General features: G+C 73.1%; 18 protein-coding genes. 12 read left to right on the top strand and 6 right to left on the bottom strand.

Annotated elements, in window-relative coordinates:
* The first annotated feature begins 10 nt into the window (after positions 1-10).
* The 3 genes from efeB to IF04_RS36615 are packed head-to-tail and all read left to right on the top strand — an operon-like array spanning position 11 to position 3178.
* The gene (efeB, locus tag IF04_RS0116105; protein WP_030257004.1) at positions 11-1300 is read left to right on the top strand and encodes an iron uptake transporter deferrochelatase/peroxidase subunit; all 1290 of its coding nucleotides are present in this window, start codon (positions 11-13) and stop codon (positions 1298-1300) included.
* Between the two features lie 38 nt (positions 1301-1338).
* Entirely contained in the window at positions 1339-2334 is a 996-nt protein-coding gene (gene efeU / locus IF04_RS0116100; protein ID WP_030257002.1) for an iron uptake transporter permease EfeU, read from the top strand.
* Positions 2243-3178 carry an SCO2278 family lipoprotein gene (locus tag IF04_RS36615; protein WP_483855318.1) on the top strand — a complete coding sequence of 312 codons (936 nt, stop codon included), beginning with the start codon at positions 2243-2245 and terminating at the stop codon, positions 3176-3178. Before efeU ends, IF04_RS36615 begins: the two co-directional genes overlap by 92 nt.
* Positions 3179-3202: 24 nt before the next feature.
* Here IF04_RS36615 and IF04_RS0116090 read toward each other — a convergent pair whose 3' ends face one another.
* From IF04_RS0116090 to IF04_RS0116070, 5 genes are all read right to left on the bottom strand, one after another.
* On the bottom strand, positions 3203-3949 hold the full coding sequence (locus IF04_RS0116090; RefSeq protein WP_030256994.1) for a bifunctional DNA primase/polymerase: 747 nt from the start codon (positions 3947-3949) through the stop codon (positions 3203-3205).
* Between the two features lie 152 nt (positions 3950-4101).
* On the bottom strand, positions 4102-5061 hold the full coding sequence (locus tag IF04_RS0116085; RefSeq protein ID WP_030256991.1) for a small ribosomal subunit Rsm22 family protein: 960 nt from the start codon (positions 5059-5061) through the stop codon (positions 4102-4104).
* 74 nt (positions 5062-5135) lie between these two features.
* Positions 5136-5786, bottom strand: coding sequence for a hypothetical protein (locus IF04_RS0116080; RefSeq protein ID WP_030256987.1), 651 nt, complete (start codon positions 5784-5786; stop codon positions 5136-5138).
* Positions 5787-5884: 98 nt separating this feature from the next.
* Complete coding sequence (locus IF04_RS0116075) at positions 5885-7372, bottom strand: sialate:H+ symport family MFS transporter (protein WP_037959606.1); 1488 nt, start codon at positions 7370-7372, stop codon at positions 5885-5887.
* Positions 7369-8328 carry a dihydrodipicolinate synthase family protein gene (locus IF04_RS0116070; protein WP_030256979.1) on the bottom strand — a complete coding sequence of 320 codons (960 nt, stop codon included), beginning with the start codon at positions 8326-8328 and terminating at the stop codon, positions 7369-7371. Before IF04_RS0116070 ends, IF04_RS0116075 begins: the two co-directional genes overlap by 4 nt.
* Positions 8329-8472: 144 nt before the next feature.
* On the opposite strand from IF04_RS0116070, the gene IF04_RS0116065 reads away from it, so the two are divergent.
* The 7 genes from IF04_RS0116065 to IF04_RS0116035 all read left to right on the top strand — a co-directional run bounded on the left by IF04_RS0116065 (position 8473) and on the right by IF04_RS0116035 (position 14748).
* Positions 8473-9162 (top strand): FadR/GntR family transcriptional regulator, encoded by a 690-nt coding sequence (locus IF04_RS0116065; RefSeq protein WP_030256975.1) that lies wholly within the window; start codon positions 8473-8475, stop codon positions 9160-9162.
* Positions 9163-9412: 250 nt separating this feature from the next.
* The gene (locus IF04_RS0116060; RefSeq protein ID WP_030256972.1) at positions 9413-10516 is read left to right on the top strand and encodes a sialidase family protein; all 1104 of its coding nucleotides are present in this window, start codon (positions 9413-9415) and stop codon (positions 10514-10516) included.
* The gene (locus IF04_RS0116055; RefSeq protein ID WP_030256971.1) at positions 10513-11865 is read left to right on the top strand and encodes an ABC transporter substrate-binding protein; all 1353 of its coding nucleotides are present in this window, start codon (positions 10513-10515) and stop codon (positions 11863-11865) included. Before IF04_RS0116060 ends, IF04_RS0116055 begins: the two co-directional genes overlap by 4 nt.
* A complete protein-coding gene (locus tag IF04_RS0116050; RefSeq protein WP_030256970.1) occupies positions 11862-12779 on the top strand; it encodes a carbohydrate ABC transporter permease in 918 nt (305 codons plus the stop codon). Before IF04_RS0116055 ends, IF04_RS0116050 begins: the two co-directional genes overlap by 4 nt.
* Positions 12776-13621, top strand: a complete 846-nt coding sequence (locus IF04_RS0116045; protein WP_030256969.1) for a carbohydrate ABC transporter permease — start codon at positions 12776-12778, stop codon at positions 13619-13621. The genes IF04_RS0116050 and IF04_RS0116045 overlap by 4 nt, the downstream gene beginning before the upstream one ends.
* 58 nt (positions 13622-13679) lie before the next feature.
* Entirely contained in the window at positions 13680-14420 is a 741-nt protein-coding gene (gene npdG / locus IF04_RS0116040; RefSeq protein ID WP_030256966.1) for an NADPH-dependent F420 reductase, read from the top strand.
* A gap of 85 nt (positions 14421-14505) precedes the next feature.
* The gene (locus tag IF04_RS0116035) at positions 14506-14748 is read left to right on the top strand and encodes a hypothetical protein (protein ID WP_051831276.1); all 243 of its coding nucleotides are present in this window, start codon (positions 14506-14508) and stop codon (positions 14746-14748) included.
* Here IF04_RS0116035 and IF04_RS0116030 read toward each other — a convergent pair.
* Positions 14745-15533, bottom strand: coding sequence for a site-2 protease family protein (locus tag IF04_RS0116030; RefSeq protein WP_030256959.1), 789 nt, complete (start codon positions 15531-15533; stop codon positions 14745-14747). The two genes, IF04_RS0116035 and IF04_RS0116030, sit on opposite strands and share 4 nt — an antisense overlap.
* 125 nt (positions 15534-15658) lie before the next feature.
* Here IF04_RS0116030 and IF04_RS35720 point away from each other — a divergent pair, with 125 nt between their 5' ends.
* Positions 15659-16138, top strand: a complete 480-nt coding sequence (locus IF04_RS35720) for a DUF6578 domain-containing protein (protein ID WP_037959596.1) — start codon at positions 15659-15661, stop codon at positions 16136-16138.
* Positions 16139-16222: 84 nt separating this feature from the next.
* Positions 16223-19651: an ATP-binding protein gene (locus IF04_RS0116020; RefSeq protein ID WP_063829486.1), complete on the top strand. Its 3429-nt coding sequence runs from the start codon at positions 16223-16225 to the stop codon at positions 19649-19651.
* Positions 19652-19695: the final 44 nt, after the last annotated feature.

Below are 19695 nucleotides of genomic sequence, written 5' to 3'. Positions count from 1 at the left end.
GAGGGACCGCATGGCAGTCGAGACCGAAGGCACCGGGACCGCTGAAGCGGGAGCAGCGAACGCCCCCTCCCGCCGCGCGCTGATCGGCTGGGGCGGTGCCGGGCTCGCGCTCGGCGCGGTCGCGGCCGGCGGCACCGCGGCGGCGCTGGCCGGTGACGACCCCGCGCCGGCCGGCGAGTCCGGTGCCGCCGTCCCCTTCCACGGCGCGCACCAGGCCGGCATCGCCACCGCCGTCCAGGACCGGCTGCACTTCGCCGCGTTCGACGTCACGACGGAGGACCGGGAAGAGCTGATCGGCCTGCTGAAGGAGTGGACGGCCGCCGCCGCGAAGATGACGGCGGGGCGGCCGGTCGGCGAGGGGGCGGTCGGCGGGCTCGCCGAGGCGCCGCCGGACGACACCGGCGAGGCGCTGGACCTCAAGCCCTCCCGGCTCACCCTGACCTTCGGCGTCGGCCCCACGCTCTTCGAGAAGAAGGGCGCGGACCGCTTCGGGCTCAAGGACCGGCGGCCCGAGGCGCTGATCGACCTGCCCAGGTTCCCCGGCGACAACCTCGAAGCCGCCCGCAGCGGCGGCGACCTGTGCGTCCAGGCGTGCGCCGACGACCCGCAGGTCGCTGTGCACGCGATCCGCAACCTCGCCCGCATCGGCTTCGGCAAGGTCGCCGTGCGCTGGTCGCAGCTGGGCTTCGGGAAGACCTCCTCCACGACGCCGGACGCGCACACCCCGCGCAACATGTTCGGCTTCAAGGACGGCACCCGGAACATCGCCGGCAGCGATTCCGCCGCGCTCGACAAGCACGTGTGGGCGGGGGAGCGGGACGAGAAGGGGGCCGGGGGCTGGATGGCCGGCGGCTCGTACCTCGTCGCGCGCCGCATCCGGATGCACATCGAGACCTGGGACCGCACCTCGCTCAAGGAGCAGGAGGACGTCTTCGGGCGCAGCAAGGGCGAGGGCGCCCCGGCCGGCCGTCAGAAGGAGTTCGACGCGCCGCACCTGAAGTCGATGCTGCCGACCGCGCACGTACGGCTCGCGCACCCCGACGCCAACGGCGGCATCCGCATCCTGCGCCGCGGCTACTCCTTCACCGACGGCACGGACGGCCTGGGCCGGCTGGACGCGGGGCTGTTCTTCCTCGCGTACCAGCGGGACGTACGGGACGGCTTCGTGCCGCTGCAGAAGAACCTGGCGCGCCAGGACGCGCTCAACGAATACATCCAGCACGTGGGTTCGGCCGTGTTCGCCGTCCCGCCGGGCGTCCGGGACGAGGACGACTGGTGGGGCCGGACGCTGTTCGCCTGACTTCCGTCGGAAATGCTCGGAAATGAGAGGGAACCGACGTGTTCGGTAACTATCTGATCGGCCTGCGCGAAGGGCTCGAAGCCAGTCTCGTCGTCTGCATCCTCATCGCGTACCTGGTCAAGACCGACCGCCGGGACGCGCTCAAGCCCATCTGGCTCGGCGTCTCCGTCGCCGTGCTGCTCGCGCTCGGCTTCGGCTGCGTGCTCCAATTCGGCTCGCAGACGCTGACGTTCGAGGCGCAGGAGGCGCTCGGCGGCTCCCTGTCGATCATCGCGGTGGGGCTGGTGACCTGGATGGTCTTCTGGATGCGGCGCACCGCGCGGCACATGAAGGCCGAGCTGCACGGCAAGCTGGACGCGGCGCTCGCGATGGGCACCACCGCACTCGTCCTCACCGCCTTCCTCGCGGTGGGCCGCGAGGGCCTGGAGACCGCGCTGTTCGTCTGGGCGGCCGTACAGGCGAGTTCGGACGGTACGCCCCGGCCGCTCATCGGCGTCGTCCTCGGCCTGCTCACCGCCGTACTGCTGGGCTGGCTGTTCTACCGCGGCGCGGTGAAGATCAACCTGGCGAAGTTCTTCACCTGGACCGGCGGGATGCTCGTCGTGGTCGCCGCCGGCGTCCTCGCGTACGGTGTCCACGACCTGCAGGAGGCCCGCTTCCTCCCGGGCCTGGGCAGCAAGGCGTTCGACATCAGCGAGCAGGTCCCCGCGGACAGTTGGTACGGCACGCTGCTGAAGGGCGTCTTCAACTTCCAGCCCGATCCCACAGTTGTCCAGGTCGTGGTCTGGTGCCTCTACCTGATCCCCACGCTCCTCTTCTTCTTTGCCCCCGGTAGGGTGGCGCAGAATCGAGCCACCCCGGCGGCCGCAGAGTCCGCCCCGGTCGCCCAGAAGGAGCCCGAGCCCCATGACACGCAGGTCGCCGTTCCGGGTGCCCGTCGCGATGATGACCGCGAGCGCGGCACTGCTGACCCTGAGCGGGTGCATGACGGTGCACGGCGAACGGGAGAAGATCCCGGCACTGTCCAAGGCTGAGGCCGGCAAGGTCCTGAAGCAGTTCGTCGCCGGGTACAACAAGGCCAACACGACCCTGGACCCGGCGGTGAACGCCACGTACGAGACCGGCGCGCTGCACGACATCGACGAGGCCATCACCAAGGGCGGCCGCCAGGTCAGCCCGAACGGCAACCCGGACTGGGACCCCCTGGAGCTGCGCGACGCGCGGTTCGCGATACCCAAGCAGGCGGGCTGGCCGAAGTTCTTCGTCGCCGACACGGTCAGCAACCGCAAGAACGGCCACTGGTTCCTCGCCTTCACCCGCAACGGCCCCACCGAGAAGTGGAAGGCCGCCTACCTCCTGCTGCTGGACGAGGACGAGGTACCGGAGTTCGCCACCGACAAGGACGGCTACGCCAAGCCGGTACCGGCCAAGGGATCCGACCTGACGGTCGACCCGGGCCGGCTGGGGAAGGCGTACGCCGAGTACCTCAAGACCGGCGAGGGCAACACCTTCGCGCCGGGCCCGGACACCGACCGCTGGCGCGCGCAGCGGCAGGCCGCGGCCGACCGGCCGGGACAGCACACCGAGACCGTGGACGAGCCGTACAAGGCCCCGGCGATGGCGCTGCGCACGAAGGACGGCGGCGCGCTGGCCTTCTTCGCGACGTACCACTTCCAGCACCGGACGCTGCCCGCCGGCCACACCTTCTCGCTCAAGCCGGCCCTGGAGGCGGTGCGCAAGGGGCCGCTGAAGAAGGCCAACAAGATGACCTTCACGACCGTGTCCGAGCAGGTCGTGAAGGTACCGGCCAAGGACGCCGGCGGCAGCATTGTCTTCCTCGACCGGCAGGGCCGGACGACGGAGGCGAAGGCCGACTAGGGCGCGCCTTCGGGACCAGCCGGGTCAGCGGCCGATCGGCCAGGCCGCCGACTCGTGCTCGTGGTCCTCGCGGGCGTACGCGGCGCAGGCGTCGGTCAGCGCCTCCAGGAGGGAGAGCGGGTCCGGCAGCGGGCGCTCCGGGCCGCGCAGCCAGGTCACCGGGGGCTGCTCGCCGGGCAGCCGGGAGGGCGGCAGCAGGACGTAGCTGCCGCGGCAGTGCCAGCGCAGCCCCGGGTGCTCGTCCATGGTCTCGGGGTGGCAGTCCAGCTCGCAGGGCCACCACTCGTCCTCGTCGTCCGGGGTGCCGCGGGTGGCCGTGAAGAACAGCATCCGGCCCTCGCGGGGCCCGGCGCCGCTCAGCACGACCGGGCCGACCTCCACGCCCTCGTCCTCCAGCCGCGCCAGTGCGCTGCGGCCCGCTTCGAGGGGCACGTCCAGCACGTCGTGGGCGATGCCGGTGGCGGTGACGAAATTGGCCTGCGGATGTTTTCGCAGCCACTGGGTGACCTTCTCGCGGTCGGTCGTGGCGACGGTCTGCCAGCCGAACGAGACGGGGTGCCGGCCGGGCGTCGGACAGCCGATGCGCTCACAGGAACAGCCGTAGCCGGAGGGATGCGCCGCCGGGGCCAGCGGGAAACCCGCGTCGGCCGCTGCCAGCAGCAGGTCCTCGCGGCCGCCCTGGGCCGCCGATGATCCCGTGTCCGTATCGACGCCGTCCGAACCGCTCCTCGGCCGGCGCAGCCACTGGGAGAACCTGCTCTTGCGTTCCATCTATCCCCTCACTTCGAGCGGTGGTCTGGGATCAATGCTGCCACCATCCTCCTCCTTGGGTGACCGGAGCGGAGATTCGGGGTGTACGGGACGCGATGTACGGGGGCGCATCGGCGGCGCACAGGGGGCGCAGGCGGGGGCCCGCGAGCGCCCTACTCCTCGCCCGGCACCGTGCCGCCCCAGGAGGCGTCCCGCGCTGCCCGGTAGACGGCTCCCTGCCGCTTGGTGACCGTACGGCGCTGCAGGCCGTCCTCCGCCGTGCACACGTCCAGCAGCACCTGGCCCTTGCGCAGCAGCGGCTTGCGCACGATGCGGGCCGGGGCCGGGCGGGCGTCGACGCGGGTCGCCGCGACGTACGCGTACTTCTCGTCCTCGTACGGCAGCGAGCCGCCCTTCACCTGGCGGTGCAGCGAGGAGCGGTTCACCCGGGCCGCGAAATGGCACCAGTCCTCGCCCGGGACGATCGGGCAGGCCGCGCTGTGCGGGCACGGCGCGACGACCCGCAGCCCCGCCGCCACGAGCTGGTCGCGGGCCGCACGGATGCGCGCGTACCCGTCCGGGGTACCGGGCTCGATCAGTACGGCCGTCCGTGCCCGGGCCGCCGCCGTGACGACCGCCTCCCGGTCGGCGCCGGTCAGCTCGCCGAGCACGTACGAGACGGTGACCAGGTCGGTGTCCTCGGGGACGGTCAGCCCCTCGCCGATCACCTGGCGCTGCCAGCGGGTGCCGGGGAGCGTGCCGGCGGCCAGCTCGCGGCCGAGCGCGAGGGCCGGCTCCGCCCAGTCCAGCACGGTCGTGCGCAGCTCCGGCCAGACGTCGGCCGCCGCCCAGGCGGCCGCGCCCGTGCCGCCGCCGATGTCGAGGTGCGTGGCCGGCGCCCAGTCCGGCAGCCGCTCGCCGGCCGCGGCCAGCGCGGACCGTACGGCTTCGAACGTCGCGGGCATTCTGTACGCGGCGTACGCGGCGACGTCGGCGCGGTCCCTGAGCACCGGAGCGTCCGTCGGCGTGCGCCCGCGGTAATTGGCGATCAGCCGCTCGACGGCGGCCGCGGCCTGCTTGGGCGGCAGCCCGTCGAGGACCCCGGCCAGGGCCCCGCGCAGTTCTTCGTGCATTCGAGCAATTCTACGGGGCGGTGCCGGGAGTCCGGCCGCGTCCGGGACCGGCGGCCACCCCGCCGTGGCAGGCGTCACCAGCGCGGCGGCGGGGGCGCCGTGAGCTGGTCGGCGAGGCGGGAGAGGCGGTCGCGGAAGCGGCGGTGGCGGCGCGGCGCGGGCAGGCTGTTCTCGCCCGCCGCCGCGCTGACCAGGTGCTGGACGGTGTCAAGGTCCAGGTCGGCGGCGCCGGCCCCGGGCGGCTCGGGCACCGGAACCTCCGCCGGCCCCGTCGGCCCCGGCACCGTGAGCGCATCGTGCGCCAGCGCCCCCAGATCCCGGTCGCCCGCGTCCAGCGCCAGCACCGTCGCGCCGTTCCGCCGGGCGTCGTGCACCCGCTCCAGCAGCCCGGCCCCCGGCGCGTCCGGCGCCACGACCAGCAGCGTCTCGCCCCGCCGCGCCGTCTCCAACCGCCCGAGGCCCACCGAGAGGTGCGCCGGGACGCCCAGCGGGACGCGGTGCCGCACCAGCGTCGGGGAGAGCTCCGGCAGACCCGACCACGCGGCCTCGTCGTCGAGGTGCGCCGCCAGGTGCCACGGTTCGTACTCCGCGCTGCCGACCAGCAGCAGCCCGCCGCCGTGCGGCGCCACGGACGCGCGCAGCGACCCGGCGAAGCGGCGGGTGGCCTGGATCCATTCGGTACCGGCGAGGACTTCGCGCAGCAGCGCGACGCGTACGGCATCCATGGCTCCGCATCCTGCCGCGGCACACGCGCCGCCGGAGCGTCCTTCGAACGCCGTCACTCGTACGAGTAATGGCTGTTCGGCGGGGTGTCGCGGACCGCCTACGCCTCCTGCTGCACGCGCGCGGCCGGCCCCGCGCCCGCCACCGCGGACTGCTCGGCGGCCAGGTGGTCGCGGGGCGCGTCCGGGTCGAGCAGCCGGTTCAGCCGGGCCGGCACGTCGAAGCCGACCAGCAGCACGACCAGGACGGTACCGGCGAAGGTGAGCAGCGCCAGCGAGCTGCCCAGCGACCGGCCCTCGGCCAGGCTCGCGCCCAGTACCGGCGCCACCGCGCCGCCCAGCGCCCCCACGTTGTACGTGAAGCCCAGGCTCGCGGCCCGGCTCTCGGTGGGGAAGTGGCCGCCGATGTACCGCGGCAGCAGCCCGGAGATGCCGAAGCTGAGGGCCTGCAGGACGAAGAGCAGGACGCCGAGGACCAGCAGGCTGTCGCCCGCGGCGAAGACCGGGAAGACGAAGACCAGCGAGGCGAGCAGGGTGAACGCGTACGCCTTCTGCGCGCCGATCCAGTCGCCGACGAAGCCCGCCAGCCAGCAGCCGGCCATGGTGCCGAAGCCGGCGAAGAACAGGACGTTCGTGACCTGGCCGGGGGAGTAGTGCAGCTCGGTCTTCAGATACGTCGGCAGCAGCGCCTGGATCGGCCAGGTGTACAGGAAGGCGACGAAGACCGTCACGATCAGCGCGAGGTACAGCAGCCAGCCGCGGCGGCCGCCGAGCTGGACGGCGAGCGCGGCCAGGGCGACGCCGGAGAGGACGGAGAGGACCGGGACGGCGCCCGCGCCGACCGGCGTGAAGACGCCGAAGAGGGCGAGCGTCGCGACGACCGTCAGCACGGTGTTGACCACCGCGCGCATCGGGGTGGCGAACAGTGGCCGGAAGGGATTGGGGCGCGTCTCCCGCTCGGCGACCGTCGCGCTCCACTCCTCGGCCTCCGGCAGTGCTCGCCGCACCCACAGCGCGACCACGATCGGCAGCAGGCCGATGTAGAACATCCAGCGCCAGCCGAGCGCGGGCACGACCCACTTGTAGCACTCGGCGGCCAGCACCGAGCCCATCGAGAAGCCGGAGATCAGGAAGCCGCTGGCCCGGCCGCGGACCCGGGCCGGCCAGCTCTCCAGCACATACGTGGCGCTGGCGCTGTACTCGCCGGCCATGCCCATGCCGATCAGCAGCCGGGCCACGAAGAGGCTGGTGAAGTCCCAGGCGAAGCCGCAGGCGAAGGTGCCGAGGGAGTACAGCAGGATGCTCGCCACCATCGACGCCTTGCGGCCGAAGCGGTCGCCGAGCGCGCCGAGGACCGCGCCGCCGAGCCAGCGGGTGATGAACGCGCCCGAGATCAGGCTCGCGCCCTGCACCGTGCTCAGCTCGAACTCGGCGCTGATCTCCGTCAGAACCAGGGTGATCAGTACGAAATCGAAGCCGTCGAGGACGTAGCCGATCCAGGCGGCGAAGAACGACTTCCACTGGGTCGGGCTCACCTCCCGGTACCAGGGGAGGGCGGCCTTGCGCGCCGGGCGCGCGGTGCCGGTCAACGGACCGGCTCCAGGCCCGCCGCGGACAGGTGCCGGGCGACCTCGGCCACGGACTCCGGGCCCAGCGGGAGCTGCGGTGCCGCGGTGGCCGGGTGGGCGATGACGCCGAGCAGGTGCAGCGCGGCCTTGAAGGAGCCCAGCGCCGAGGAGCTGCGGCCCATCTCCGCCTCCGGGCCCGCGTCGACCATGCCGAAGAGCGCGACCAGCCGCTCCTGCTCGGCCGCGGCGCCCGCCCAGTCGCCCGCGCGGCAGGCGGCGTACAGCCGGACGTACGCGGCCGGGTCGACATTGCCGATGCCCGGGACCACGCCGTCCACACCGGCGAGCAGCGCGGCGTCCACGGTCAGCTCGGAGCCGGTGAGGACCGCGAAGTCCGGCGCGGGGCCGGTGCGCCGGCCGTCCCTGCCGCCCAGCTCGACGAGGAGCCGGCGCAGCCCGCCCTCGTCGCCGCTGCTGTCCTTGAGCCCGGCCAGCGTGCCGTCCGCGGCCAGCTCCCGCACCAGCCCGGGGCTGAGCTTGCTGTGCACCGAGACCGGGATGTCGTACGCGAAGAGCGGCAGGTCGACGGCGGCCCGGATCGCGCGGAAGTGCCCGGCGATCTCCTTCGGGTGCGTACGGGTGTAGAAGGGCGCGGTGGCCACGAGCGCGTCGGCGCCCAGCTTCCGCGCGGTGCGTGCCTGGTCGAGCACCCGGGCGGTGGTGGTGTCGATGACGCCCGCCAGCACCGGCACCCGGCCGTCCGCCGCCTTGATCACGGCCTCCAGCGCGGTGGCCCGCTGCGCGTCCGTGAGGTAGGCGACCTCGCTGGTGGAGCCGAGCGCGAAGAGGCCGTGCACCCCGCCGCCGACCAGGTGCTCCACCAGCCGCCCGAGCGAGCCGGTGTCGACCTCGCCGTGCGGGTCGAGAGGAGTGCAGACCGGCGGGACGACGCCGGTCAGCGGGGTGGGCAGTGCCATGACGGGCTCCAGCGGCCAGAGGTCGGATGTAGGACATGGGATGTCCTATGTCTGGGTCACAATAGACCCGGCCCGGAGCGGTCGGTCAAGAGGTCGCCGGCCGGATCATCCGGATTCACCCCGGCGAGACGGAGAGGCAGACACATGGCGCGCGGCACGATGTCCGAGGACGTCCAGGCGCAGATCAAGCAGCTCATCCTGCGGCGGAAGCTGGTGCCCGGCGACCCCCTGCCCACCGAGGCCGAGCTGGTCGAGCTGCTCGACGTCAGCCGCAACTCCGTCCGCGAGGCGCTCAAGGCGCTGCAGGCCATGCGCATCGTCGAGATCCGGCACGGCTTCGGCACCTACGTCGGCAAGCTGACCCTCGACCCCTTCGTGGAGGGCGTCGCCTTCCGGGCCGCGGTCCGCCACCACCAGGGCGAGGCCAGCCTGTACGAGCTGATGGAGGTCCGCGAGGCGCTGGAGGCCGGGCTCGTCGGGTCGGTCGCGCGCAGCCTGCCGCCGGAGGACCTGACCGTACTGCGCGGTCTGGTCGACCGGATGGAGAAGGAGGCGGCGGCCGGCCGGGTGGAGAGCGGCACCGACCGCGCCTTCCACCTCGCGCTGTACCGCTCGCTCGGCAACCACCTGCTCAGCGAGGTACTGGACGCCTTCTGGGACGCGCTGCGCCGGGTCCGCAAGGACCTGGACGACAGTAGCAGCGACCCGGAGGTGACCTGGCGTCAGCACGCGGAGATCGTCACCGCGCTGGAGGCGGGCGACGGCGACCGCGCGGTCGAGGCGATGCACCGGCACTTCGACGGCATCCGGGAGCGGCTGAAGAGCCTCGCGTGACGGACGGCGAGGCGGCCGTGACGGCTGGCGGGGCGGACGGGTAACGGGCCAGAGGGTGGCGGTCTCCCGGAAGCCCGCCGCGCCCGTACCCCTTGCGTACAGCCGCAGTTCACCCACAGTTCCGCCGCCTGTGGCATTCGCGCGAGGCGGGCGACACGGGTCATGTCGGGTGCCTTGACGCCCCGTTGGGCGCTCCCTATGGTCGCCGCAGGACAAGGGACGTCCTACGTCTGGTCGTTAGGGGCTGCCCGTGGCGTACGAGACCTCGCAACCCTTCCGCGCCGGGACCGGCGGCTACGCCAGTTACCGCATCCCGGCCGCGGTCGTGACCCGGGCCGGCACCCTGCTGGCCTTCGCCGAGGGCCGCGTTGCCTCGGCGTCCGACACCGGCGACATCGACCTGGTCCTGCGGCGCTCCACCGACGGTGGCCGTACCTGGGGCCCGCTGACCGTCGTCGACCGCAACGGCACCGGCACGGCCGGCAACCCGGCCCCCGTGGTCCTGCACAGCGGCCCGCACGCCGGCCGCACGGTGGTGGTCCACGTACGCAACGCGGGCACCGCCACCGAACGCGCCATCCGGCGCGGCGAGGTCTCCGCCGCCGACGGCCGCCGCGTCTGGATCCAGCACAGTGACGACGACGGCCTGACCTGGAGCGCGCCCCGCGAGATCACCTCACAGACCAAACGCGCGAACTGGCGGTGGTACGCCACCACCCCCGGCCACGCCCTCCAGCTCCGCGACGGACCGTACGCCGGCCGGCTCGTCGTCCCCGCCAACCACTCGATCGCCCCCACCGTCCCCGGCGACACCGGGAGCGAGGGCCGCTACGACGGCGGGCACGCCCTCCTCAGCGACGACTCCGGCGCGACCTGGCGGATCGGCTACACCGACTCCAACCCCAACGGCTACATCAACACCAACGAGACCACCGCCGCCGAACTCCCCGGCGGCCGCCTCTACTTCAATGCCCGCAACGACTCCGACGCGCCCGGCACCCGCGTCGACGCCTACTCCGCCGACGGCGGCGCCCGCCTGGAAAAGCCCTTCCGCTCCCAGGCCGGCCTCGCCGCGCCGGTCGTCCAGGGCAGCGTGCTCCACCTCGGCACCCCGGACGTACTGCTCTTCTCCGCCCCCGCCGACCGCGAGTCCCGCGCCCTGATGACCGTACGCGCCAGCCGCGACCACGGCCTGACCTGGCAGGACGCACACACCGTCAGCGGCCTCCCGGCCGCCTACTCCGACCTCGTACGGACCGACCCCGACACCGTCGGACTGCTCTACGAAACCGGCGACTTCAGCGCCTACTCGACGATCACCTTCCGCCGCATCCCCGTGGAGGAGCTGGCATGAGGACGTACGACACGAGTTTTCCGGGCGGCGCGCGCCGCAGATCCGTGCTGGGCGGGGCCGCGGCCGTGGCCGCCGGCTTCGCGCTGGCCGGGTGCGGTGACGGCGGCGACGACAAGAAGGCCGCGCCCAAGGAGCGCAAGGAAGGGCAGAAGGTCACGCTGACCTTCTGGTCCTGGGTGCCCGGCATCGACAAGCCCGTCGACCTGTGGAACAGCAAGCACCCCGAGGTCCAGGTCAAGGTCGAGAAGGTGTCGGCGGTCAACGGCGCCCAGTACGCCAAGATGCACGCCGCGATCAAGGCGGGCAATCCGCCGGACCTCGCGCAGATCGAGTTCCCCGTCGTGCCCAGCTTCCTGCTGGACAACGGGCTGCTGGACCTGACGACCGTCGGCGGCGAGCGGTACAAGGGCAAGTTCGTCGGCTGGCAGTGGCAGCAGTCCGTCTTCGGGAAGGGCGTGTACGCCGTCCCGCAAGCGTCCGGGCCGATGGGTCTCTTCGTGCGCCAGGACCTCTTCGACAAGTGGGACATCGAGCCGCCCGCCACCTGGGACGAGTACGAGGCCGCGGCCAGGAAGATCCGCAAGAAGGGCGCCTGGATCGAGACCTTCGCGCCCACCAACGGCAACCGCTTCGCGGGGTACGCCTGGCAGGCCGGCGCCAAGTGGTACGCCGCCGAGGGCGACAGCTGGACCGTCGCCATCGACGACGAGCCCACCCGCAAGGTCGCCGACTACTGGGAGGCGCTGGTCAAGCAGAAGCTGGTCAAGACCATCCCGGACCGGCAGAACGCCTGGTACAAGGACCTCCAGACCGGCGCCATCCCCGCTTGGCTCGGTGCGAGCTGGGGCGACGCGCTGCTGGTCGGCAACGCGCCGGGCACCAAGGGGAAGTGGCGCGCCGTGCCGCTGCCGCAGTGGACGAAGGGCGCGAACGCGCAGGCCAACTGGGGCGGCTCGACCACCGCGGTGTTCGCCGGGGCCACCTACCCCAAGGACGCCCTGGACTTCGCCGTCTGGCTCAACACCGACCCCGAAGCGATCAAGCTGCTCATCGAGGGCGGTTACGGGTTCCCCAGCGCGAAGACCGGCTACGAGACCAGCGATCTGGACGTCCACAAGGACTTCTTCGGCGGGCAGGCGTACAGCGAGGTCTTCCGGAAGGCCGGTGACCACGTGGACACCAGCTGGCAGTGGGGACCCGGCGTCGACACCCTCTACCAGCGCCTGGGCGACGCCTTCACCGAGGCGCTGAGCAGCGGCGAATCCTTCCGCTCGGTGCTGAAGAAGGTGCAGGCGCAGACGGTGAGCGACCTCAAGGGCAAGGGCCTGAAGGTGGAGAGCGGCGGGTGAGACGGCCGACCCGTACGGAAGCCCGTAACGCGCGCGCCGCCGCGGGCTTCCTGCTGCCCTTCCTCGCCCTGTTCCTGCTCTGCTTCATCGCGCCCATCGTCTACGCGATCTGGCAGAGCCTGCACAAGACCGAGCGCACCGGGCCGCTCGGCCTCGGCGGCGCGGAGCGCGAGGTCTTCGCCGGGCTGGCCAACTACGCGCAGGCGCTCGCGGACGACCGTTTCCTCTCCGGCTTCGGCCGGGTGCTGCTCTTCGGTGCCGTGCAGATCCCACTCATGATCATCCTGGCGACCGTCCTCGCGCTGCTCCTGGAGAGCGCGAGCGCCCGCTGGGTGACGTTCTTCCGCAGCGCTTTCTTCCTGCCGTACGGCGTGCCCGGCGTGATCGCCTCGATCCTGTGGGGCTTCCTCTACGTCCCCGGGATCAGCCCGCTGGTGAAGATGGCCCAGGAGGTCGGCTGGGACGTGGACTTCCTCTCCCGCGGCACCGTCCTGTGGTCCATCGCCAACATCGTCACCTGGCAGTTCACCGGCTACAACATGCTCGTCCTGATCTCCCAGCTCAAGGCCGTACCGCAGGAGCTGTACGAGGCGGCGCGCATCGACGGCGCGAACGCACGCCAGGTCGCCCTGCACATCAAGATCCCGCTCATCCGTCCGGCTCTGGTCCTGACCTGCGTCTTCTCCATCATCGGCACGCTCCAGCTGTTCGCCGAGCCAATGGTGCTGCGGCCGCTCGCCTCCTCCATCGACTCCGGCTACACGCCCAACCTGCACGCCTACAGCGAGGCGTTCGTCGGCAACAACCAGCACCTCGCGGCCGCCGAGGCGGTCCTGCTGGCGCTGGTCGCCTGCGTCCTGTCGTTCGGCTTCCTGCGGCTGGTCGGGCAGCGAGGGAAGGAGGACGGCCGGTGACCCCCGTTCGGCTCCGTTACCGCATCATCACCTGCACCCTGCTGACCGTCGCCGCCGTCTACTTCCTCGTGCCGGTGTACTGGCTGGTGGTCTCCGCCACGAAGAGCAGCGGCGACCTCTTCGGCAGCTTCGGCTTCTGGTTCGCGAACCCGCGCCCGATCGAGTACCTCGGCGACGTGCTGACGTACGACAACGGCATCTACGTCCGCTGGTTCGCCAACTCCCTGTTGTACGCGGGCATCGGCGCGCTCGCCGCGACGCTGCTCTCCGCGGCGGCCGGCTACGCGCTCGCGAAGTTCCCCTTCCCGGGCCGGGAAGGGATCTTCAACGTCATCCTGGCCGGGGTGCTGATCCCCGGCACGGCCCTCGCGCTGCCGCTGTACTTCCTCTTCAGCGGCTTCGGGATGTCCAACACCTACTGGTCCGTGCTGATCCCCAGCGTGGTCAGCCCCTTCGGCGTCTACCTCTGCCGGATCTACGCGGCCGCCGCCGTGCCCGACTCGCTGCTGGAGGCGGCGCGGATCGACGGCGCGGGGGAGTGGCGGATCTTCTCCGGGCTCGGGCTGCGGCTGATGATCCCCGCGCTGGTCACCGTCTTCCTCTTCCAGTTCGTGCACATCTGGAACAACTATTTCCTGCCGCTGGTGATGCTCTCCGACTCCGACCTGTACCCGATCCAGCTCGGCCTGACGTCCTGGACCGGTTACGCGGACCGGCAGCCGGAGCTGTACCAGTACACCGTCGGCGGCGCGTTCCTCTCCGTCCTGCCGCTGATGATCCTGATGACCGTGCTCCAGCGGTACTGGCGCACCGGCCTCACCGAGGGCAGCGTGAAGGCGTGATCACCGGCACGTCGCGCCCGACTGCCCGGGCCGGGCGCGGCGTGCCAGTATCGCTGGCATGACTACTCCTGACGATGCGCAGCCCACCACTCCCGTGAACGTCGCGACCGAAGCCAAGAAGGCGCTCAAGCGGGACCCTTGGGACCTCCCGGATGTGGCCGGCCTGGTCGTCGGCGTGCTCGGCGGCACCGGTGACCAGGGCCGCGGCCTGGCGTACCGGTTCGCCCGGGCGGGCCAGAAGGTGATCATCGGCTCGCGCGCGGCCGAGCGGGCGCAGGCCGCGGCGGACGAGCTCGGCCACGGTGTCGAGGGCGCGGACAACGCCGAGTGCGCACGCCGCTCGGACGTGGTGATCGTGGCCGTCCCGTGGGAAGGCCACGCCAAGACGCTGGAGTCGCTCCGTACCGAGCTGGCTGGCAAGCTCGTCATCGACTGCGTGAACCCGCTCGGCTTCGACAAGAAGGGCGCGTACGCGCTGAAGCCCGAGGAGGGCAGCGCGGCCGAGCAGGCCGCCGCGCTGCTCCCGGAGTCGCGCGTCACGGCCGCCTTCCACCACCTCTCGGCGGTGCTCCTCCAGGACCCGGCGGTCGAGAAGATCGACACGGACGTGATGGTGCTGGGCGAGAAGCGGGCCGACACGGACGTGGTCCAGGCGCTGGCCGGCCGCATCTCCGGCATGCGGGGCGTCTTCGCCGGCCGGCTGCGCAATGCCCACCAGGTCGAGTCCCTGGTCGCCAACCTGATCTCCACCAACCGGCGGTACAAGGCACACGCGGGGCTGCGCGTCACGGACGTGTGAGTGGCGGGCCGGGGGCGGGCGGAGCCGGGCATGGGGGACACTGGAGGGGACCGCGTACGCAGTACCCCGACAGGAGCCCCGTCCCATGCCCGCCCTGCCCCCGTCCGGCCCGGCCCGGCGCCTCGCCGTCTTCGCCCTCGTCGTCTGCGTCCTGGCGGTCGTCGCGGCCGTCGTCTCCTTCGCGGCGGGCAACCTCATCGGCATCGCATGGGTCCTGGTGGCCGGCGTCTCCAGCAACATGGCGTGGTTCTACCTGCGCCGGGCCAAGCTGGAGCGGGCGGCGGCCGCGGAGGAGCAGGCCCAGGCCCCCGAGGGCTCGGCCCGCTAGAACATCTGCGGCTCGCCCTGCCAGAAGCGGAAGAACTCCTGGCCGAGGTAGGTGTCGAGCTGGGAGACGCCCAGCACCCGCAGGATGGCGTCCACCGCCTCGAAGAACGCCTGGTTCACGCCCGGCGCCCACAGCAGCCCGAAGACCGCGAGCAGGCCGAACGGCGCGAACGGCTCCACCTGCCGCCGCAGCTTGTACGGCAGCCACGGCTCGAGCACGCCGTACCCGTCCAGCCCCGGCACCGGGACGAAGTTCAGGATCGCGGCCGTGACCTGCAGCAATGCCAGGAACGCGAGCGCGTACCGGAACGGCTGCGGCACGCCGTCCATCGCGCCCAGCCAGAACGGCGCGGTGACCACGGCCGCGAACAGGATGTTCGTCAGCGGGCCCGCCGCCGAGATCAGGCTGTGCCGCCAGCGGCCCCGGATCCGGCCGCGCTCGATGAACACCGCGCCGCCCGGCAGCCCGATCCCGCCCATGATCACGAAGATCACCGGCAGCACGATGCTGAGCAGCGCGTGGGTGTACTTCAGCGGGTTGAGCGTCAGATAGCCCTTCGCGCCGATCGAGATGTCGCCGCTGTGCAGCGCCGTACGGGCGTGTGCGTACTCGTGCAGGCAGAGCGAGACGATCCACCCCGAGACCACGAACAGGAACACGGCGACGCCCGTGTTCGTGGCGAGCTTGTCCGTCCACACGTACCAGCCCGACGCCGCCATGACGGCGACGAGCGCGAGAAAGACGGGACTGACGCGCCGGTCCGCGCGCTGTACTGCGGTGGTCATCGTGCGGTGCTCCTGAGGGGTGGGCGGGTCCTGCGGGCGGGGTCCGGCTGTCTTGGGGGCGGGCGGCGGATCGTACAACGGAAAACGAGGAGCGGTATGCCGGTGGTTCCAGGCAGTCTGGACCCATGACCGGACCCGGCCCGAACGTCTCTTCCCAGAACGCCGCCGACAACGCCGCCGCCGGCGTCCGCCGGGTGTTCTACGCGGACTGGGAGATGGGCTGCTGCGGCACCCCCTTCTCGGTCGGCGACGAGGTCAGCTGGACGGTGGAGCGCACGGTGGACGAGATGTGGGACTGGGAGCGGAACAACCACGGCCCGGACCCCGACGACCCGGTGCCGGTCACCGGCCGGGTGCGCGCGATCCACATCGTCAGCCAGGGCTACCGTCGCCTCCCGGGCTCCCGTACATACGAGCCGGTGCCCGGCGAGCGCAGCCTGCGTCCCGTCCGCACCTGCCCGAAGTGGTTCGCCGACGGCCCGGACGACGACCGGCACCACTACGTGGCGGAGTGCGGCGCCCTGGTGGAGCTGGAGGTACTGCCGGCGGACCGCACCGCCCAGGGGCGCCCGAGGGGACCTGAGCCGTCGGGGCGGGGCAGGTGACGGACGGGGACAACGGGGGACGAGGGGAAGCGGGCGGTGATGGGGGACGGCCAGGCCGTACGGGCTGTGGAGGACAATGGGCCGGTGCGTTACGGAATCCTCGGGACGACCCAGGCATGCCGGGACGACGGGAGTGCCGTCGCCCTCGGCGGCGCCCGCCTGCGCGCACTCCTCGCCGCGCTCGCGCGCACGCCGGGGCGCCCCCGTACGCCCGACACGCTGATCGCGGAGGTCTGGGGGCCGGACTCGGAGCCGCGGGACGCGGGAGCCGCGCTGCAGGCGCTGGTCGGGCGGCTGCGGCGGGCCCTCGGCCGTGCCGCGGTCGTCTCCGTGACCGGCGGTTACTACCTGGCCGCCGACCCCGACGACGTCGACCTGCACCGCTTCGAGCGGCTGGCGGGCGAGGGCGAGCGGGCGCTGGCGGACGGCGACCCGGCGAAGGCCGCCGCGCTGCTGGACGACGCGCTCGCGCTGTGGCGCGGGCCCGCCCTCGCCGACCTCCCGGACGCGGTCGCGGAGGCGGCCGGGATCGAACGGCTGCACCTGGACGCGCGGCGCACCCGCCTCGCCGCGGAACTCGCGCTCGGACGCGCGGACGAGGCGCTGCCGGCCCTCACCGCACTGTGCCGCAGCCATCCCCTCGACGAGCCGCTCCAGCTCCTGCGGCTGCGCGCCCTGCGCGCCACGGACCGCACGGCCGAGGCGCTGGCCGCATACGCGTCCCTCAGCGCCGACCTCGCCGACCGCCTCGGCACGGACCCGTCGCCACCGTTGCGCGCTCTGCACGCGGAGCTGCTGGAGACGGGGGCGGCCGGGCCTGGTCTGGGGGCCGGGCCTGGTCCGGCCCCCGGACCGGCTCCGGCCCCCGGACCGGTGCCGCGGCTCCCCGGGAATCTGCGGGCGCGGCTGACCTCGTTCGTCGGGCGGGAGGCGGAGCTGGACGCGCTCCGCGCCGATCTCGCTGCGCACCGCCTCGTGACGCTGCTCGGGCCCGGCGGCGCCGGGAAGACGCGGCTGTCGCAGGAGGGCGCGGAGACCGCGGCGGCCGGCGCGCCCGGGGCCTGGCCGGACGGTGTGTGGTTCGCGGAGCTGGCCCCCGTCGCGGACCCCGGCACGGTGCCGGAAGCCGTGCTCACCGCGCTCGGCGCCCGCGAGACCGTGGTCCGCGGCAGCGCCGCCGAGGGGCTGCGGGCGGCCGCCGACCCGCTCGCCTTCGACCCGCTTGCGCAGCTCGCCGAGCACTGCGCGGGCCGCCGCATGCTGCTCGTACTGGACAACTGCGAGCACGTCGTCGACGCGGCGGCCCTGCTCGCGGAACGGCTGCTGGCCGAGTGCCCGGGCGTGAGCGTGCTGGCCACCAGCCGGGAGCCGCTCGCCGTACCGGGCGAGCTGGTCCGGCCGGTGGAGCCGCTGCCCGACCCCGTCGCGCTGCGGCTGCTCGCCGACCGGGGTGCCGCGGCCCGGCCCGGCTTCCGCATCGAGGACGACCCGGAGGCGTGCGCCGAGATCTGCCGCCGCCTGGACGGCCTGCCGCTCGCCGTCGAACTGGCCGCCGCCAGGCTGCGGTCGCTCGCCCCGCGCCAGCTCGCGGACCGCCTGGACGACCGCTTCCGGCTGCTGACCAGCGGCAGCCGTACCGTACTGCCGCGCCAGCAGACCCTCCGCGCGGTCGTCGACTGGTCCTGGGACCTGCTCGACGTGCCCGAACGCGCGGTCCTCCGCCGCCTCTCCGTCTTCTCCGGCGGCACGGACCTCGCCGCGGCGGAAGCGGTCTGTGCGGATGCACCGGAGGACACGCCGGACGCACCGGATACGCCGGGCGCGCCTGCCGCCGGACTCGGCGCCTCGGGCCCCAGAGCCTCCAGACCCGGTGCCTCCGCCCCCGTCGCCGCAGGCGACATCGCGCCGCTGCTCGGTTCGCTTGTCGACAAGTCGCTCGTCGTGGCCGTGCCCTCGGCCGGCGGCGAGATGCGGTACCGGCTGCTGGAGACCGTCGGGGAGTACGCCGGGGAGCGGCTGGACGAGGCGGGGGAGCGGGCCGCTGCCGAGCGCCGCCACCTCGTCGCGTACCGCGAACTCGCCCGCGCCGCCGACCCCCTGCTGCGCGGCCCCGAGCAGCGCCACTGGCTGGACCGGCTGGAGCAGGAGCACGACAACCTCCGCACCGCCCTGCGCCGCGCCATCGCCGCGCGCGACGAGCACGAGGCGCTCTGCCTCGTACTGTCCCTGCAGTGGTTCTGGACGCTGCGCGACCACCGCGGCGACGCCCGTACCTGGTCGACGGCGGCCGCCGCGCTCGGCCCGAACCCCTTCCTGCCGCCGGTCACCCCGGCCCCGCCGCTGGCCGCCCGGCCGATCGACGCCCCGCCCCCGATGCCGCCCGAGCAGTTCCTCGAGGCCCGCCGGGAGGTCCGGCTGGTCGCGCTGGCCAGCGTGGACAGCGACATGGAGGCGCTGCGCCGCTTCGAGCAGCAGGAGGAGCTGCGGGGCATCATCAGCGCCTACCGCGGCGGGCTGCCGCAGACCTGCCGGGTGCCGGGCGTGATGTGGTTCTACGCCGTCATGCTGACCGGCCGCTTCGCGGACCTGGTCGAGCTGGTCGACGACACCGTGCGCGGCTGTCGCGAGTTCGGTTACGACTGGGAGCTGGCGTTCATCCTCCAGCTGCGGGCGAAGATCCAGAACGACCGGCCCGGCGGCCTGCCCCAGGCGTCCCGCGACGCGGGCGAGGCGCTGGAGATCTTCCGCCGGATCGGCGACGCCTGGGGAGTCGCCGAGGCGCTGGCCGGCCGCGGCGAGGCCCGGGAGGGGCACGGCGAGTACGGTCCCGCCGCCGACGACTACCGCGCCGCGATGCGGTACGCGGCCGACCTCGGCGCAAACGGCCAGCTCCCGCTGCTCAAAACCCGGCTGGGCGGCGCACTGATCGAGTCGGGCGACGTCGAGCAGGGCGAGCGGCTGCTGCACGAAGTGCTGGAGGAAGGCCGGCACAGCCGCGACGCCGTGCCGTACGCCCGTATCCAGCTCGCCACCTGGCTGGCGACGGCCGGCCGGACCGAGGAGTCCCGGCACCACCTCCTGCTCGTACGGGAGGAGTTCGTCGAGCGGTCGGCGCCGGAGATGTTCCTCGGCATGGTCGAGGGAGCGCTGGCCGCGCTGGACGTGGACGAGGGGCGGTACGACGGCGTACTCGAGGCCGTGCGCGGCGCCGTCGCGAAGATGCGCTCCCCGCTCACCCATGCCGTCACCCCCGACCTGCCGCTGTCCCAACTGCCCGTCGCCGCCCGGGTGATGGCCCTGACCGGCGGCCCGGCCGGCGCGGCGGACGGGGCCCGGCTGCTGGGCGCCTTCGACGCCCTGCGCGCGCCCCGGCAGCACACACCGCGCATCCTCCGCATCGCCCGCGAGGCGGCCGAAGCGGCCGTACGCGCCGTCCTCGGCGCGGCGGACTACAAGTCCGCCCACGCCGAGGGCGCCGCCCTCCCCCTCGACGAGGCCCTCGACCTCATCTGACGTCCCCGCCCTGCCCGAATCCGACCTCCCCGCTCCCGACGAAC

Source organism: Streptomyces violens (genome assembly GCF_000717745.1).
Taxonomy (GTDB): domain Bacteria; phylum Actinomycetota; class Actinomycetes; order Streptomycetales; family Streptomycetaceae; genus Streptomyces; species Streptomyces violens.
The sequence above is the reverse complement of the archived record's forward strand: the minus strand, read 5'-3'. Positions and strand labels throughout refer to the sequence as shown.